Source organism: Acidovorax sp. HMWF018 (assembly GCF_003061035.1).
GTDB lineage: Bacteria > Pseudomonadota > Gammaproteobacteria > Burkholderiales > Burkholderiaceae_C > Acidovorax > Acidovorax delafieldii.
Genome location: NZ_QAIM01000631.1, coordinates 1 through 15450 on the forward strand (window position 1 = coordinate 1; position 15450 = coordinate 15450).

17 protein-coding genes are annotated in these 15450 nt (G+C 64.2%); 11 read left to right on the forward strand and 6 right to left on the reverse strand.

Going from position 1 to position 15450, the window contains the following annotated elements:
- From DBR23_RS26570 to DBR23_RS26580, 3 genes are all read left to right on the forward strand, one after another.
- Positions 1-1557: GTP-binding protein TypA (locus DBR23_RS26570; RefSeq protein WP_108500083.1), on the forward strand; the 1557-nt coding region annotated here is incomplete at its 5' end.
- A gap of 70 nt (positions 1558-1627) precedes the next feature.
- Complete coding sequence (locus DBR23_RS26575) at positions 1628-2503, forward strand: DMT family transporter (protein ID WP_108500084.1); 876 nt, start codon at positions 1628-1630, stop codon at positions 2501-2503.
- Positions 2500-3594 carry an enoyl-CoA hydratase/isomerase family protein gene (locus DBR23_RS26580; protein ID WP_108500085.1) on the forward strand — a complete coding sequence of 365 codons (1095 nt, stop codon included), beginning with the start codon at positions 2500-2502 and terminating at the stop codon, positions 3592-3594. Before DBR23_RS26575 ends, DBR23_RS26580 begins: the two co-directional genes overlap by 4 nt.
- 40 nt (positions 3595-3634) lie before the next feature.
- On the opposite strand, the gene DBR23_RS26585 is transcribed toward DBR23_RS26580, so the two are convergent.
- From DBR23_RS26585 to smpB, 4 genes are all read right to left on the reverse strand, one after another.
- On the reverse strand, positions 3635-4540 hold the full coding sequence (locus DBR23_RS26585; RefSeq protein ID WP_108500086.1) for an anti-sigma factor: 906 nt from the start codon (positions 4538-4540) through the stop codon (positions 3635-3637).
- Between the two features lie 23 nt (positions 4541-4563).
- On the reverse strand, positions 4564-5121 hold the full coding sequence (locus tag DBR23_RS26590) for an RNA polymerase sigma factor (protein ID WP_108500087.1): 558 nt from the start codon (positions 5119-5121) through the stop codon (positions 4564-4566).
- A gap of 34 nt (positions 5122-5155) precedes the next feature.
- On the reverse strand, positions 5156-5527 hold the full coding sequence (locus DBR23_RS26595; RefSeq protein ID WP_108500097.1) for a hypothetical protein: 372 nt from the start codon (positions 5525-5527) through the stop codon (positions 5156-5158).
- A gap of 219 nt (positions 5528-5746) precedes the next feature.
- Complete coding sequence (smpB, locus tag DBR23_RS26600; protein WP_056746487.1) at positions 5747-6220, reverse strand: SsrA-binding protein SmpB; 474 nt, start codon at positions 6218-6220, stop codon at positions 5747-5749.
- A gap of 130 nt (positions 6221-6350) precedes the next feature.
- Between smpB and DBR23_RS26605 the strand changes: the two genes are divergently transcribed.
- Both DBR23_RS26605 and DBR23_RS26610 read left to right on the forward strand, forming a co-directional pair.
- Complete coding sequence (locus DBR23_RS26605) at positions 6351-6791, forward strand: type II toxin-antitoxin system RatA family toxin (RefSeq protein WP_108500088.1); 441 nt, start codon at positions 6351-6353, stop codon at positions 6789-6791.
- The gene (locus tag DBR23_RS26610; RefSeq protein ID WP_108500089.1) at positions 6784-7149 is read left to right on the forward strand and encodes an RnfH family protein; all 366 of its coding nucleotides are present in this window, start codon (positions 6784-6786) and stop codon (positions 7147-7149) included. Before DBR23_RS26605 ends, DBR23_RS26610 begins: the two co-directional genes overlap by 8 nt.
- 42 nt (positions 7150-7191) lie before the next feature.
- Here DBR23_RS26610 and DBR23_RS26615 read toward each other — a convergent pair whose 3' ends face one another.
- Positions 7192-7713, reverse strand: coding sequence for a DUF4124 domain-containing protein (locus DBR23_RS26615; RefSeq protein ID WP_108500090.1), 522 nt, complete (start codon positions 7711-7713; stop codon positions 7192-7194).
- A gap of 108 nt (positions 7714-7821) precedes the next feature.
- Between DBR23_RS26615 and guaB the strand changes: the two genes are divergently transcribed.
- From guaB to DBR23_RS26645, 6 genes are all read left to right on the forward strand, one after another.
- Positions 7822-9297 (forward strand): IMP dehydrogenase, encoded by a 1476-nt coding sequence (gene guaB / locus DBR23_RS26620; RefSeq protein WP_055398151.1) that lies wholly within the window; start codon positions 7822-7824, stop codon positions 9295-9297.
- A gap of 92 nt (positions 9298-9389) precedes the next feature.
- Positions 9390-9647, forward strand: a complete 258-nt coding sequence (locus DBR23_RS26625; protein WP_108500091.1) for a type II toxin-antitoxin system Phd/YefM family antitoxin — start codon at positions 9390-9392, stop codon at positions 9645-9647.
- Positions 9644-10078: a type II toxin-antitoxin system VapC family toxin gene (locus DBR23_RS26630; RefSeq protein ID WP_056063857.1), complete on the forward strand. Its 435-nt coding sequence runs from the start codon at positions 9644-9646 to the stop codon at positions 10076-10078. The genes DBR23_RS26625 and DBR23_RS26630 overlap by 4 nt, the downstream gene beginning before the upstream one ends.
- 12 nt (positions 10079-10090) lie before the next feature.
- Positions 10091-11707, forward strand: coding sequence for a glutamine-hydrolyzing GMP synthase (guaA, locus tag DBR23_RS26635; protein WP_108500092.1), 1617 nt, complete (start codon positions 10091-10093; stop codon positions 11705-11707).
- Positions 11708-11786: 79 nt separating this feature from the next.
- Positions 11787-12374 (forward strand): 2'-5' RNA ligase family protein, encoded by a 588-nt coding sequence (locus tag DBR23_RS26640; protein WP_108500093.1) that lies wholly within the window; start codon positions 11787-11789, stop codon positions 12372-12374.
- 105 nt (positions 12375-12479) lie between these two features.
- The gene (locus DBR23_RS26645) at positions 12480-13550 is read left to right on the forward strand and encodes a DUF6352 family protein (RefSeq protein WP_108500094.1); all 1071 of its coding nucleotides are present in this window, start codon (positions 12480-12482) and stop codon (positions 13548-13550) included.
- Between the two features lie 100 nt (positions 13551-13650).
- On the opposite strand, the gene DBR23_RS31885 is transcribed toward DBR23_RS26645, so the two are convergent.
- On the reverse strand, positions 13651-15450 hold a 1800-nt coding region (locus tag DBR23_RS31885; protein ID WP_233250767.1), incomplete at its 5' end, for an L-glutamate gamma-semialdehyde dehydrogenase.

The window sequence follows — 15450 nt, forward strand, 5'->3', positions numbered from 1 at the left end:
TCCATGGTGGACAGCGTGGTGCTGCTGATCGATGCGCAAGAAGGCCCCATGCCCCAGACGCGTTTCGTGACCAAGAAGGCCCTGGCGCTGGGCCTGCGCCCCATCCTGGTGGTGAACAAGGTGGACAAGCCCGGTGCCAACCCCGACAAGGTGGTGAACGCCGCGTTCGACCTGTTCGACAAGCTCGGTGCTACCGATGAACAGCTCGACTTCCCCGTGGTGTACGCCTCGGGCATCAACGGCTGGTCGTCGCTGGAAGAAGGCGCGCCCGGTGAGCAGTGGGGCCCCGACATGTCGGCCCTGTTCGACACCATCCTCTCGCACGTTCCGCCCAACACGGGCGATGCCAATGCGCCGCTGCAGCTGCAGATTTCGGCGCTGGACTTCTCCAGCTTCGTGGGCCGCATCGGCGTGGGTCGCATCAGCCAGGGTACCCTGAAGCCCATGCAGGACGTGATCGTCATGGAAGGCCCTGATGGCAAGGCCGTGAAGGGCCGTGTGAACCAGGTGCTGACATTCCAGGGCCTCGATCGCATGCAGACCCCCTTGGCGGGCCCTGGCGACATCGTGCTGATCAACGGCATTGAAGACATCGGTATCGGCGTGACCGTGACCGACCCAGCCAACCCCGCGCCGCTGCCCATGCTGAAGGTGGATGAGCCCACGCTGACCATGAACTTCTGCGTTAACACCAGCCCGCTGGCCGGCCGCGAAGGCAAGTTCGTGACCAGCCGCCAGATCTGGGACCGCCTGCAAAAGGAACTGCAGCACAACGTGGCCCTGCGTGTGAACGAAACCGACGAAGAAGGCATCTTCGAAGTGATGGGCCGTGGTGAATTGCACCTGACCATCCTCTTGGAAAACATGCGCCGCGAAGGTTACGAGCTGGCCGTGTCCAAGCCCCGCGTAGTGTTCAAGGACATCGACGGTGTCAAGCACGAGCCTATCGAGCTGGTGACGGCCGACATCGAAGAAGGCCACCAGGGCGGCGTGATGCAGGCCCTGGGCGAGCGCAAGGGCGAGCTGGTGAACATGGAGTCCGACGGCCGTGGCCGCGTTCGCCTGGAGTACCGCATCCCGGCCCGTGGCCTGATCGGTTTCACCAACGAATTCCTGAACCTGACGCGCGGCTCCGGCCTCATCAGCAACATCTTCGACAGCTACGAACCGCACAAGGGCGACATCGGCGGCCGCAAGAACGGCGTGCTGATCTCCATGGACGACGGTGAAATCTTCACCTACGCGCTGGGCAAGCTGGACGACCGTGGTCGTATGTTCGTGAAGGCCAACGACCCTGTGTATGAAGGCATGATCGTCGGCATCCACAGCCGTGATAACGACCTGGTGGTGAACGCCACACGTACCAAGCAGCTGACCAACTTCCGCGTGTCCGGCAAGGAAGACGCGATCAAGATCACGCCCCCGATCGACCTCACGCTCGAATACGGCGTGGAGTTCATCGAGGACGACGAACTGGTCGAAATCACGCCCAAGTCCGTGCGCCTGCGCAAGCGCTATCTGACCGAAAACGAGCGCAAGCGCGCCTCCCGTTCTTGATAAGCTCAGCGTTTCCGAAAGGGCCACTGCCACGCAGTGGCCTTTTTTCCGTCTGAACCCTGCACAAACCATGTTGAAACTCACCCATACCCGGGCGGTGCTGCTGATGGTGGCGGTGACCCTGATGTGGTCCATCGCCGGCGTGGTCACGCGCCACCTGGAACATGCGGCAAGTTTTGAAGTGACCTTCTGGCGCAGCTTTTTCACGTTGCTGTCGCTGCTGGTCATCTTGCCCGCGCTGCAGGGCAGGGCGGTGTTTGCCTCCATGCGCCACAGTGGCCGTGCGTTGTGGATCTCTGGCGTGTGCTGGAGCGTGATGTTCACGGCGTTCATGGTGGCGCTGGTTCTCATGCCGGTGGCCAACGTGCTGGTCACGATGGCCGTGGGGCCGCTGCTCACAGCGCTGTTTGCAAGGGTGTTCATCGGCCATCACATCGCCCCGCGCACCTGGGCTGCGATTGCGGTGGCGGGGCTGGGTATTGCGTGGATGTATGGTTCGCAGATGGCGGGTCTCCCTCTGGCGGGCACGCTGGTGGCGCTGTGTGTGCCTGTGGCCGCCGCCATCAACTGGACGGTGGTACAACATTCGCAGCGCCACGGCCATGCGGTGGACCTGGTGCCTGCGGTACTGGTCGGCGCAGTGATTTCGGTGGTGGCCACGCTGCCACTGGCGCTGCCATTTCAGGCGTCGGCCCACGACCTGGGCCTGCTGGCCTTGCTGGGCGTGGTGCAATTGGCCATCCCTTGTGTGCTGGCCGTGCGCTGCGGGCGCGTGCTCAAGGCGCCCGAGATGGCGCTGCTCGGGCTGCTTGAAGTGATCTTTGGCATCTTGCTGGCATGGCTGGGCGCGGGCGAAGAGCCTGGCACTGCGGTGCTGACGGGGGGCGCACTGGTGATCGGTGCGCTGGTTTTCAATGAACTGTTGGGTTGGAAGGAACAAAAATGACGGAGACGGTCGTGTCTGAAGTGTTGAGCGAAGTGCGTGGCCAGGTGGGCTTCATTACCCTGAACCGCCCGCGTGCGCTCAATGCCTTGTCGCTGGGTATGGTGCGTGACCTGATGGGCATCCTGCTGGCATGGCAGAACGATGCACGGGTGCTGGCCGTGGCCATCCGTGGCAGCAACAAGGAAGGCCCGTTTGGTGCTTTCTGCGCAGGTGGCGATATCCGCTTTCTGCACCAGGCGGGCAGCCAGGGCAACCCGCTGATCGAGGACTTCTTCACCGAGGAATACGCGCTCAACCACCTGATCCACAACTACGCCAAGCCCTACGTCGCCTTCATGGATGGCATCGTGATGGGGGGCGGCATGGGCATCAGCCAGGGCGCCGCCCTGCGCGTAGTGACCGAGCGCACCAAGATGGCCATGCCCGAGACGGCGATTGGCCTGTTCCCGGACGTGGGCGGGGGTTACTTCTTGAGCCGCTGCCCGGGCCGCGTGGGCGAGTGGCTGGCACTGACCGGCGACACCATCGGCGCGGGAGATGCCATTGCCTACCAGCTGGCCGATGGCTGCCTGCCGTCAGACCGGCAGGCAGCGGTGTGGGATGCGCTGGCTACCCAAAACTTTGCAGATGGCGCGGCCATCAAGGCCTATGTTGCTTCTCAATTTGTAGCATCTCAGGCAAGCGGTACTAGCGCTCTGGCCGATATTGACCAATATTTTGCGCTGCCGACCGTTGGCGAGATCGTGCGGGCACTCGAGGCCGCCGACAGCGACTGGGCACGCACCACGGCCGCCACGCTGCGCAAGCGTTCGCCACTGATGCTGCATGTGGTGCTGGAGCAGATTCGCCGCGCCCGTGCGATGGGCCTGGCCGACGACCTGCGCATGGAGCGCGATATGGTGCGCCACTGCTTTTTCCTGCGCCCAGGACAGAGCGAGACCGTGGAAGGCATCCGCGCCCTGGCCGTGGACAAGGACCATGCGCCTCAGTGGAATCCAGGCCGCATTGAAGATGTGACGCCGGAGATGGTGGCGCCGTTCTTTGCCAGCCCCTGGCCCGCACACGCCCATCCGCTGGCCCATTTGTCCTGACCGCATACGGATATGGTCGGGCCGGGCCCCCGGCGGCGCGTCAGGGGTTCAGCTGCTGATAAACCGCTGTGGCCAGGCTCAATAACTCGGGGCGTGACAACTGTCCGCTCAGGGCATAGCCAAAGCCGGCATCCGTCCAATAAAAGCCCGGCACCGGACCTTCGTGTGTGAACTGGAACGCGGTGGTGGGTGCTGCCGCCGGTGCTTCCGTGCGCGCTTTGGAGCCGCCCTGATTGTCACTGGCAGGGCGGGGCGGGGTGGGAGCTAGAGCGCCCAGGTACAGCGTGATTCGCTGGCCTGCGCTGTTCTGGTACATGAACTGCGCGCGCACTCCGGTATCGCCGGGCAACAACCGGCCTCCCACCAGTTCATAGCCCTGGGCGCCTAGCGCAGGGACTTTCAGCGGTCGGTCCAGCCGTTTGGACAGCCATTGCACCAGGTGGTCTTGCTGGGCAGCCGTTACCTCTACGGGGTGACGCACTTCGGGTTGGTACACCGCATGGGCCACCGAGGCCTGCTGTGCGAAGCGCTGTGCCGGTTCGGCTGTCACCAGCGTGGCTCCTTGGCCAGTCGCCAGCGTTTTGCCGGGTAGCCCTGCGGGCCACTGGCTGCGGCCCGTCCAGCCCAGCACAAAGGCCAGCAGGACCGATGCAGCCATGCCACCCCAACGCCACCACTGCGCCTGTTGCTCCCTGCGGTCTGTGGCGCGCAATGCTGCGGCCAGCAAGGCATCGGGAACGGGGGCGTGGAGAAGGTCCTGGTGCAGGTCGTGCAGCCGCTGCCGCTGCGCCTGCCAGTGGGCCAGCGTGGCCTGAGCCTCCTCATCGTCCCGCAGTTGCTCGCGCAGCGCCTGTGCCTGGGCGGGCGGCAACTGGCCGTCCAAAAGGGCATGCCAGGCGCTACTCTCTTCTGCGCGTGCTGGGGGGGCTGGGTATGTCGGGTCCATGATGGAGGATCGGGTCAGGGTGGCTATTTGAGACGGCGCAGTGCAGGCGTCGTGCCTGCGGCGGCGGCTGCGCCCGCCTGGGCGGCCGGTACAGCCGGTGCGGTGCCTGATGTGGGCTCCCGGTCCATCAGCACTCGCAGGCGCATGCGGGCCCGCGACAGGCGTGACATGACGGTACCCACCGGAATGCTCAGGATGCGTGCGGTGTCTTCGTAGCTCATGTCCTCCATCGCCACCAGCAGCAGCACGGCCCTCTGGTCGGCGGGCAGCCGCTGCAGGCAGCGCTCCAGGTCCAGGGCGTCATCCGAGGGCGCACGGGCGCCTTGCAGCTGGTCTTGAACCTCATCGATGTCCAGAGGGGGCAGCGCGGGCAACGCGCGGCGTTGGTTGAGATACAGGTTGTGCATCAGGGTGAACAACCATGCGCGCAGGTCGCTGCCGGTGCGCCACAGCAGCCATCTGCTGCAGGCCCGCTCCAGCGTGTCCTGCACGAGGTCATCAGCCGCCCAGGCATCGCCCGTCAGCACCCGCGCGTAGCGACGCAGGCCCGGCAGCTGTTCGATGACCTGGGAGCGATTCATGCCGTGCGGGGCCTGTGTTGCGCTGTGCGTGCTCTTACGGCCGTGCGGTGCGCCACACCTGGTTCACGCCTTCGCCCGTCTTGTCTCCGGGCTTGGTGTCCTTGATCCAGTAGTACAGCGGCTTGCCCTTGTAGGCCAGCTGGGTCTTGCCATCGTCGCGGGTGACGACGCTGTAGTCGCCGCCAGGGGCCTTGCTGGCCATCAGCGGCGGCCAGTTGGTGGCGCAGGGGCCGTTGCACACTGACTTGCCACTGCCTGCAGCATCGCGGTCAAACGTATAGAGCGTCATGCCGCCCGCGCCGACCAGTACGCCGTCCATGGTCTTCACGGGCGAGTCGTCCATGGTGGTGCAGCCAGCAAGTGCAGCGGCTGCGACGAATGCGGCCATCGAGATCAGTTTCTTCATGGGTTTCTCCAGAGGGTGGTGCAGGCGGAGGCGAATGCTGCCTTGCACCGGGATGAACACCCGGACGTGGGATTTATTCCATCACAACTGAAAAAATTGTGACCAGCAGCGCGCAGGGCTTTCAAAACAGGCACGGCCCGGGCCGGCGCATCCGTTCAAGGCTGCTCCGCCTCCCCGTATGCGGTCCTCTTGGGGGACATCGCTCAGCGACTTTGGGGACTATTTGTTCCTGCTCTTCATGGCGCGCTCCACCTCGCGCTTGCCTTCGCGGTCTTTGATGGTGTCGCGCTTGTCGTGCTCGGCCTTGCCTTTGGCCAGGGCGATCTCGCACTTCACGAAGCCGTTCTTCCAGTGCAGGTTGATGGGTACCAGCGTGTACCCCTTTTGCTCGACCTTGCCAATCAGGCGCTTGATGTCGTCCTTCTTGAGCAGCAGCTTCTTGGTGCGTGCCGATTCGGGGTTGACATGGGTGGACGCTGTCTTGAGCGGCATGATCAGGCAGCCGAGCAGATACAGCTCGCCATCGCGGATCAGCACGTAGCCATCGGTCAGCTGCACCTTGCCCTCGCGCAGCGCCTTGACCTCCCAGCCGTGCAGCACCATGCCCGCCTCGTGGCGCTCCTCGAAGAAGTAGTTGTAGGCCGCTTTCTTGTTGTCGGCAATGCGGGAGGTGGGATCGGGTTTTTTGGCCATGTAGATCAGATGCGGCGCCCTGCGGGAGATAAAAGGTCTCCCTACATACAATTGTGGCCGTTCAGAGACCCGTGATTCTAGTTTCCCCGGCCCGCCTTTCCCCTTCGAAAGCCCCGCGCCAGCTGCCTGCATGAAAACCGTCCACAAGTCCGTCCTCATTTGGTACAGCCCCGAAGAGATGTTTGCCCTGGTCACCGGGGTGGAGCACTACCCGCAGTTCCTGCCCTGGTGCGACCGCGCCGCAGTGCTGGAGCAGACCGACGAGGGCATGACCGCCGAGGTGGGCATTGCATTCGGCGGCATTCGCCAGACCTTTGTCACGAGCAACACGCACGAAGTGGGCAGGCGTGTGCAGATGCATCTGGTGAAAGGACCGTTCTCACGGCTGGACGGGGATTGGCACTTTCATCCCGTGGGGGACGGCACGCAGCGTGCGTGCAAGGTGGAGTTGATGCTGAACTATGGGTTTGACAGTGCTGCGTTGGCCACGCTGGTGGGGCCGGTGTTTGACCGCATCGCAGGGAGCATGGTCGATGCCTTCGTCAAGCGAGCGGAACAGGTCTATGGCTGAGGTGGGTGGAGGTGCCTCGGCGACCGTCGCTATCACCGTCGTCGTCTGCCTGGCTCCGCGCGAGGTGCGTGAGTGGACTCTGGATTTGCCGGTGGGCGCCACGGTAGCGGATGCCCTGCACGCCAGCTGCGGTATGGCCACGCTGTCCGCGCTGGAGGAGGGGGGCGCACCGTGCGTCGGTATCTGGGGCCGTGCTGCCAATCTGGATGTGGTGTTGCAGCCCCGGGACCGCGTAGAAATCTACCGACCTTTGAAGGTGGACCCCAAGGTAGCACGGCGGGAGCGCTTTGCCCGACAGGGGGCGCGCACTACAGGACTCTTTGCGCGCCGCCGACCAGGGGGCAAGTCAGGTTACTGATACTGCTGAGTTGATCCGCGCGGTAGCGGAGCAGCATGCAGCTCAGCGTACGCAGTCGGCCGCGACAATCTCGTCGATGCGCTTGGCTTCGGCCGCGCGGGCGGGGCCATCCAGGAAGATTTTTTCGCCTTGGGCGTTCGCTTGTGTGATGGGCTTGCCAGCATCGAACGCTGCTTTGGCTGCGCGTGCGCGGGTGCAGTTTTCAGCCTTGGCCTTGGCGATCTTTTCGTCCTCGGCCTTTTTCTTGGCGGCTTCTGCGGCCTCGGCCTGGGCTTTCTTCTCTTCCAGCTCCTTGTCCTTGCCAGCACCAGGGGCGCTGGCAGCGGTCTTGGGCGCTGCTGCTGCGGGCGCCGCGTCAGAGGCTGCTGGCGCGGCCGGGACGGCAGCTCGTGCTGGGCGGTTGCCCCCAGGCTGTTTCAGGATGCTCTTTTCCGGGATATCGGGTGGTGGCGGACGATCGCTGAAGACTTTGCGCCCGTCTTTGTCTGTCCACTGCCATTGCGCCGCCGCGCCCATGGCCCAGGTGCAGGCCACGGCCAGCAGGAGAAGCTTGTGCATTTTCATGCAGACAAGTTTATCCATGTGATTCCCCCCCCGCCAGTGCGTTGCAGACGGGTGGGCGCGTTTTCACCACACGCGGCGCGGGTACAATCCGTTTTTTGGAGCTTTCTCATGCGCCTTCTTGGAAAAGCGCTCACCTTCGACGATGTGTTGCTGGTGCCAGCGTACTCCCAGGTCCTGCCCAAGGACACGTCCCTCGCGACGAAACTCTCCCGCAATATCCAACTGAACCTGCCGCTTGTGTCCGCTGCCATGGACACCGTGACCGAGGCGCGTCTAGCCATTGCCATTGCCCAGGAGGGCGGCATCGGCATCGTGCACAAGAACCTCACGGCGCAAGAGCAGGCTGCTCATGTGGCCAAGGTCAAGCGCTACGAGTCTGGCGTGCTGCGTGATCCCGTGGTCATCACCCCCGAGCACACCGTGCTGCAGGTGCTCCAGCTGTCCGAACAACTGGGCATCTCTGGCTTTCCCGTGTGCGACGGCGGCAAGGTGGTGGGTATCGTCACCGGCCGCGACCTGCGCTTCGAGACCCGTTACGACGTCAAGGTCCACCAGATCATGACCCCGCGCGAGAAGCTCATCACGGTCAATGAAAAAGAGGGCACCACGCCGGCCGAAGCCAAGGCGCTGCTCAACAAGCACAAACTCGAACGCATCCTGGTCGTGAACGACGCCTTTGAACTCAAGGGCCTGATCACGGTGAAGGACATCACCAAGCAGACCAGCTTTCCCAACGCGGCCCGCGATGCCGCAGGCCGCCTGCGCGTAGGCGCGGCGGTGGGTGTGGGTGAGGGTACCGAAGAACGCGTCGAAGCCCTGGTCAAGGCCGGTGTGGATGCCATCGTGGTGGACACGGCCCACGGCCACAGCAAGGGCGTGATCGACCGCGTGCGCTGGGTCAAGCAGAACTACCCGCAGATTGACGTGATCGGTGGCAACATCGCCACCGGCGCTGCAGCCCTGGCACTGGTTGAGGCCGGCGCGGATGCGGTCAAGGTCGGTATCGGCCCAGGTTCCATCTGTACCACCCGCATCGTGGCGGGTGTGGGCGTGCCGCAGATCATGGCCATCGACAACGTGGCCACGGCCCTCAAGGGCACCGGCGTGCCACTGATCGCGGACGGCGGCATCCGCTACAGCGGCGACATCGCCAAGGCCCTGGCCGCGGGCGCTGGGACGGTGATGATGGGCGGTATGTTTGCGGGCACGGAAGAAGCGCCCGGCGAAGTCATCCTGTTCCAGGGCCGCAGCTACAAGAGCTACCGCGGCATGGGCTCCATTGGCGCCATGCAGCAGGGCAGTGCCGACCGCTACTTCCAGGAATCGAGCACTGGCAATCCCAATGCCGACAAGCTGGTGCCTGAAGGCATCGAAGGCCGCGTGCCCTACAAGGGCTCCATGGTCAGCATCGTCTACCAGATGGCTGGCGGCGTGCGTGCCTCCATGGGCTACTGCGGTTGCGCCACGATCGAAGAGATGAACAACAAGGCCGAGTTCGTCGAGATCACCACTGCTGGTATTCGCGAAAGCCACGTGCACGATGTGCAGATCACCAAGGAAGCGCCGAACTACCGCGCTGACTGATCGTTGCAAACCGATCTGGCCTGATTGAAAAAATCTAGTCAGACTGATATAGTCTGGTCTGAATTCACCATTCAGGCCAGACTTTTTTATTTATGCAGTCCGTTGGCATCTACGAAGCGAAAAGCAGGTTCTCTGCCTTGATCGAACTGGTCGAGCAGGGCGAGGAAGTGCGCATCACCCGTCACGGCAAAGAGGTAGTACGCATGCTGCCGGTGCGCCGCCGCCCAGTGATTTCTGACGAACAGATTGCGCGGGAACTGGGCCAGATGGACGCGTTGCATGCCAGCATTCAACCCGCTGGGGCATTGAAGGTGGACGGCTTGCGCCGTACAGGGCGGAGCACTGCATGACCGCCTTTGTGCTCGATGCCTCCGTCACTGCCGCCTGGCTGCTGCCGGACGCGGCCAGCGAACACACCCGCCGCCTGTACGCCCTGATCCGCCGCGATGAGGTCGAGCCGCAGGCGCCCAACCTCTGGCACTGGGAGTGCCACAACATACTGGCCACCGGTGTGAACAGCGGGCGCATTCCAGCCGCTTCCGTCGAAGGCCTGTGGGGCGTGCTCGAAGCCATTCGCCACCGCGTCGAATTGCACGAACTGGCCCCTGCCCAGCACAAAGCCGTGCTCGACGTGGCATTGGAAACCGGCCTGCCCACCTTTGATGCTGCGTACCTGTGGCTGGCGCGCTCGCTGCGCCTGCCTTTGGCCACCTTTGATTCTCACCAGATCGCTGCCGCCCAGCGCAGCGGCGTCCCGCTTCTTGATCTCTCCAGCCTCTGACGGACCACCACCATGCAACACCAGAAAATCCTCATCCTCGATTTCGGCTCGCAAGTCACCCAGCTCATCGCCCGCCGCGTGCGCGAGGCCCATGTGTACTGCGAGGTGCACCCCTGCGACGTGACCGACGAGTGGATCCGCGACTACGCCAAGGACGGCTCGCTCAAGGGCGTGATCCTGTCGGGCAGCCACGCCAGCGTGTACGAGGTGGATGACAAGGCGCCGGATGCGGTGTTTGAACTCGGCATCCCCGTGCTGGGCATCTGCTACGGCATGCAGACCATGGCCCAGCAGTTGGGCGGCAAGGTCGAGGGTTCCAACACCCGCGAATTTGGCTACGCCGAAGTGCGCGCCCATGGCCACACCGAACTGCTCAAGGGCATCGAAGACTTCGCCACGCCCGAAGGCCACGGCATGCTCAAGGTGTGGATGAGCCACGGCGACAAGGTCACTGCCTTGCCCCCGGGCTTCAAGGTGATGTGCTCCACACCCTCTTGCCCCATCGCTGGCATGGCCGACGAAAGCCGCCACTACTACGCCGTGCAGTTCCACCCTGAAGTCACCCACACCGTGCAGGGCCGCGCCTTGCTGGAGCGTTTTGTGCTGGGCATCTGCGGCACCCGTGCCGACTGGGTCATGGGCGACTACATCGAAGAGGCTGTGCAAAAGATTCGCGAGCAGGTGGGCGATGAGGAGGTGATCCTCGGCCTGTCGGGCGGCGTGGATTCGTCCGTGGCTGCGGCGCTGATCCACCGCGCCATTGGTGACCAGCTCACCTGTGTGTTTGTGGACCACGGCCTGCTGCGCCTGAACGAAGGCGACATGGTCATGGACATGTTCGAGGGCAAGCTGCACGCCAAGGTCATCCGTGTGGACGCCAGCGACCTGTTCCTGGGCAAGCTGGCGGGGGTGAGCGAGCCCGAGCAAAAGCGCAAGATCATCGGCGGCCTGTTTGTGGACGTGTTCAAGGCCGAGGCCGCCAAGCTCAAGGCAGGCACCGGTGGCCACAAGGGCGCCACCTTCCTGGCCCAGGGCACGATCTACCCCGACGTGATCGAATCCGGCGGCGCCAAGAGCAAGAAGGCCGTCACCATCAAGAGCCATCACAACGTGGGTGGTCTGCCAGAGCAGCTCGGCCTGAAGCTGCTGGAACCCCTGCGTGACCTGTTCAAGGACGAAGTGCGCGAACTGGGCGTGGCCCTGGGACTGCCGCCCGATATGGTCTACCGCCACCCGTTCCCCGGCCCCGGCCTAGGCGTGCGCATCCTGGGCGAGGTGAAGAAGGAATACGCCGACCTGCTGCGCCGTGCCGACGCGATCTTTATCGAAGAACTGCGCAACTTCAAGGACGAAGCCACGGGCAAGACCTGGTACGACCTGACCAGCCAGGCCTTCACCGTGTTCCTGCCCGTCAAAAGCGTGGGCGTGATGGGCGACGGCCGCACCTATGACTACGTTGTGGCACTGCGCGCCGTGCAGACCAGCGACTTCATGACCGCCGACTGGGCCGAACTGCCCTACGCGCTGCTCAAGAAGGTGTCAGGCCGCATCATCAACGAAGTGCGTGGCATCAACCGCGTGACGTACGACGTGAGCAGCAAGCCACCAGCGACGATTGAGTGGGAGTGAGTGGGGGGTAAATCATAATACTGGTTATTTAAACAGTATTGGCGCACAATGCGACGGATCTTCCGGAGCTTTGTGCGCCATGTCCCAGCTTCACGATCTCTACTATTTTCTTTCCCCTACGCCGCTTGCCGCCGAGATGGCCAAGAGGTTACTGCAGCGCCTCCAAGGACCCTGTGGGGCGGGCAGAGGCGAGCCCATGCCCTTGGATCGGCTGCACATCACGCTCCATTACCTGGGGCGCTTCCTGAACAGCATCCCCCGAGAGGTAATCGACTTGGCGCTGGCGGCGGGTAGCGCCATGGACTACGAACCGTTTGGGGTCCGCCTCGACGTGCTGCAGTCCCGGGGCGGCTTTGAAAAGGGGACTTTCGGCACCGTCGAGCTGGCGCCACAAGCGGGCGCTGCGCGTGAATTGCGAGGATTTCAACATGCGCTTGGCAACACGATGCGCCGCCTGGGGTTTGCAGAAACTCAGATCCGCAGCCATTTCCACCCGCACATGACTTTGCACTACAAGCACGCACGCATTGACCCAATGGTGGTTGCTCCCGTGGCGTGGACCGTGACGCAGTTTGCCTTGGTAGACAGCCTCTACGGCCTGAGCAGGCATGATGTGCTCGCGCACTGGACCTTGAAGGCACGGCAACAGGTCTTTCTTGACTGGTGATGTTGGGAAGCAAGCGGATACCAATGCGTACTCGCTGTGCTGCGTCGTGGTGCGGAAGCTTCCGCGGCTACCATCCTCTGAGGTCATTGGCTCTCTCATTTCTTCATGACGACACTTCACGATTTCTGGCCCGGTTGTGGTTTCCAAACGCTGGATCGCGATGCCCGTGGCCGGCGGCCCCCCACCGACGGATACCTGCGTTGCCTGCTGGCCCGACCAGAGCTGGCGCTGGTGCCGGAGTCGTGCGCTGCAGAGATCGCACTGCATGAATCGCTCAAGGTGTCACCCGCGCGGGCGGTCACCTCTGCGGAGCTGGCTGCATTGCAGGACGAAGACGCGCGCGAGAACTACACCGTGTTCCTGCGCTTCCGCGATGGCCTGCTGGCCGCCGGCACGCTGGAGGCTTATTACCTGCAGCTCATGCGCAGTGGCTCGGTGAACGTGCCCGCCGTATTCATCGACGCGGTTGTGCAGGCCCTGCTGCGCAACGTGCTGGACGACTGCAACGACGCCTTCGAAGCCCGCGCCGCCGAGATGCTGTTTCGGCCGCAGCGCATCACCTTGCAAGACGGGCAAATGCTGGCAGGCGACCGGGCGACGCTCGACATGCTCAACGAGACCGCGGGCCTGGGCGAGGTGGGACGCTTGCTGTTGCAAAGCGGTGCACTGCAGCCCACGGCGCAGGTCAAGGTGCTGTCGGCCGACAATGCGGCGCAATATTGGCAGGAGAGTGACCGCCACCACTTTCTGCTCGACCTGACCCATGAGCTGACACAGGACCTGAGCCATGGCCTGACCTTCAAGATGACCCGCGCCCGATCCGGCCTGAAGGCCCTGGCCCGGGTGCTGGAGCGCTGGGTCGCCCACCTGCTGGGCGTGCAGGTGTTGATCGAGCCTGTGCACGAGGTCACCGACAGCGCCTGGCGCTGGCATGTGGGGCTGGATGTGGAGTCCACCGCCGTCCTCAACGACCTGTATCAGGACCGGCCCGTGGAGTCTGAACGCATGGCGCGGCTGGTGAGCTTGTTCACGCTGACCTTTGCCAACCCGGCCGAGATGCGCGCCGATGTGGCGGGCAAGCCGGTGTACCTGGGGCTGGCCACCAACGCCGAGGGCGTGGTGCGCATCAAGCCGCAGAACCTGTTGCTCAATCTGCCGTTGGCATCGGCATCTTGATTGCTATTGAATCGATAGCTGCTGGCGCATGATGAACCGGCGCTAGCAGCCCATTGGATTCAAGAATGCTTTCCTCGGTTGGTAGCCCGGCAAGTGGCCCCTATCCAATCGTCATCAGGCTTGCGTTTCCGCCAGCTGCTGCGGTGTTCACGCTCAGCGCCCGTTCGATCAACAGGCGCTCCAGCGGGATGTCGGTGGCGCCGGGCTGCAGTGCGGTCATGCCCACGACGGGTCCGGGGCGGCGGGCGAGTGCGGCGCACACCGTCCGCAGGGATTCAGCGTCGCCATGGTGCAGCACGGCGTCCAAGGCCACGGAGCCATCGCTCACGGCGTTGTCTTGCAGCGTGACCTGAGCCTGCACGTGGGTGGGCAGCGTTGTGCGCAGTCCTGCTTGGGTGCTGGGCCACAGGGCTGTGCAGCCGCTGGCGAGCACGGCCGCCGTCTGCAACAGCAGGTCGTCCGCGCTTTGCGCCATGCACAGCACGCGGGCGCGGGGAGCCAGGGTGTAGACGTTGCGCTCGCCCGTGGGGCCGGGCAGGGTGCGGGCGGTGCCGCTCTGCGTTTCTTGCGCAAAACGCTGGCAGTGGCCTGCCAAGGCCAGATTGCCCTGGTTGTGCGCCCATTGCTGCAAGGAGCCCAGCGGGGCCAGCTGACGTTCGCGCCGCTCGATGTCGGGTGGGCTTAAGCGATCTGCTTCGGCAAAGGTGCGTGCCAGCGCATCGGCCGGGCGCTGCGATAGCAGGCGTAGCAGGTACAGCGGCCCGCCTGCCTTGGGCCCCGTGCCCGAAAGGCCTTCGCCACCAAAGGGCTGCACGCCCACCACGGCGCCCACCATGTTGCGGTTGACGTACACGTTGCCAGCATGGGCCCGGTTCACCACACGGGCAATGGTTTCGTCGATGCGGGTGTGCACACCTTGCGTCAGGCCGTAGCCGGTGGCGTTGATCTGGTCGAGCAGGCGATCCAGGTCGTCGCGCGCGTAGCGCACCAGGTGCAGAACGGGGCCGAAGACTTCGCGCTCCAGCTCACCGATGTGGTTCAGTTCGATCAATGTGGGGGGAACGAAGGTGCCTTGTACGCCGGCGGCCGACACATGGTTCGGGTGCTGGAACACCCGATGGCCCTTGGCCTTGAAGTTCTCTATGTGTCGGATGATGCCCGCTTGTGCTTCGGCATCGATGACGGGGCCCACATCCACACGCAGCGCGCCGGGGTTGCCCACGCGCAGCTCGCCCATGGCGCCCTGCAGCATCTCGACGACGCGGTCGGCGGCTTCTTCCTGAACGCACAGCACGCGCAGGGCGGAGCAGCGCTGGCCTGCGCTGTCAAAGGCGGACGACATCGCGTCGCCAACCACCTGCTCGACCAATGCGGACGAGTCCACGATCATCGCGTTCTGCCCACCGGTTTCTGCAATCAGCGGAATAGGGCGGCCTGCGGTATCCAAGCGCCCGGCCACGGTGCGCTGCAGGATGCGTGCCACTTCGGTGGAGCCGGTGAACATCACGCCCATCACGCGGGCGTCGCCAATCAGGCGGGCACCTACCGTCTCGCCCTGGCCGGGCAGCAGTTGCACGGCGGCGCGGGGCACACCGGCCTGCCACAGCAGGCGCACGGCCTCGGCGGCGATCAGTGGGGTCTGCTCGGCAGGCTTGGCCAGCACCGGGTTGCCTGCGGCCAATGCGGCGGCGACTTGCCCCATGAAGATGGCGAGCGGGAAGTTCCAGGGGCTGATGCAGGCCACGGGGCCCAGCGGGAGGTGGGTGGCGTTGTCGAAGGTGCTTTGCACCTGGGCTGCGTAGTAGCGCAGAAAGTCCACGGCCTCGCGCACTTCAGCCACAGCGTTGCTAGCGCTCTTGCCCGCTTCGCGCATCAGCAGGCCCAGCAGGGGCTGCTGATG

Bases quoted from the DNA above. Each gene is read 5' to 3' on its own strand.
- DBR23_RS26580 (WP_108500085.1), top strand. From the start codon at position 2,500: ATGACGGAGACGGTCGTGTCTGAAGTGTTGAGCGAAGTGCGTGGCCAG.
- guaB (WP_055398151.1), top strand. From the start codon at position 7,822: ATGCGCCTTCTTGGAAAAGCGCTCACCTTCGACGATGTGTTGCTGGTG.
- DBR23_RS26585 (WP_108500086.1), bottom strand. From the start codon at position 4,540: ATGGACCCGACATACCCAGCCCCCCCAGCACGCGCAGAAGAGAGTAGC.
- DBR23_RS26610 (WP_108500089.1), top strand. From the start codon at position 6,784: ATGGCTGAGGTGGGTGGAGGTGCCTCGGCGACCGTCGCTATCACCGTC.
- DBR23_RS26645 (WP_108500094.1), top strand. From the start codon at position 12,480: ATGACGACACTTCACGATTTCTGGCCCGGTTGTGGTTTCCAAACGCTG.
- DBR23_RS26605 (WP_108500088.1), top strand. From the start codon at position 6,351: ATGAAAACCGTCCACAAGTCCGTCCTCATTTGGTACAGCCCCGAAGAG.
- guaA (WP_108500092.1), top strand. From the start codon at position 10,091: ATGCAACACCAGAAAATCCTCATCCTCGATTTCGGCTCGCAAGTCACC.
- DBR23_RS26575 (WP_108500084.1), top strand. From the start codon at position 1,628: ATGTTGAAACTCACCCATACCCGGGCGGTGCTGCTGATGGTGGCGGTG.
- DBR23_RS26595 (WP_108500097.1), bottom strand. From the start codon at position 5,527: ATGAAGAAACTGATCTCGATGGCCGCATTCGTCGCAGCCGCTGCACTT.
- DBR23_RS26630 (WP_056063857.1), top strand. From the start codon at position 9,644: ATGACCGCCTTTGTGCTCGATGCCTCCGTCACTGCCGCCTGGCTGCTG.
- smpB (WP_056746487.1), bottom strand. From the start codon at position 6,220: ATGGCCAAAAAACCCGATCCCACCTCCCGCATTGCCGACAACAAGAAA.
- DBR23_RS26625 (WP_108500091.1), top strand. From the start codon at position 9,390: ATGCAGTCCGTTGGCATCTACGAAGCGAAAAGCAGGTTCTCTGCCTTG.
- DBR23_RS26590 (WP_108500087.1), bottom strand. From the start codon at position 5,121: ATGAATCGCTCCCAGGTCATCGAACAGCTGCCGGGCCTGCGTCGCTAC.
- DBR23_RS26615 (WP_108500090.1), bottom strand. From the start codon at position 7,713: ATGAAAATGCACAAGCTTCTCCTGCTGGCCGTGGCCTGCACCTGGGCC.
- DBR23_RS26640 (WP_108500093.1), top strand. From the start codon at position 11,787: ATGTCCCAGCTTCACGATCTCTACTATTTTCTTTCCCCTACGCCGCTT.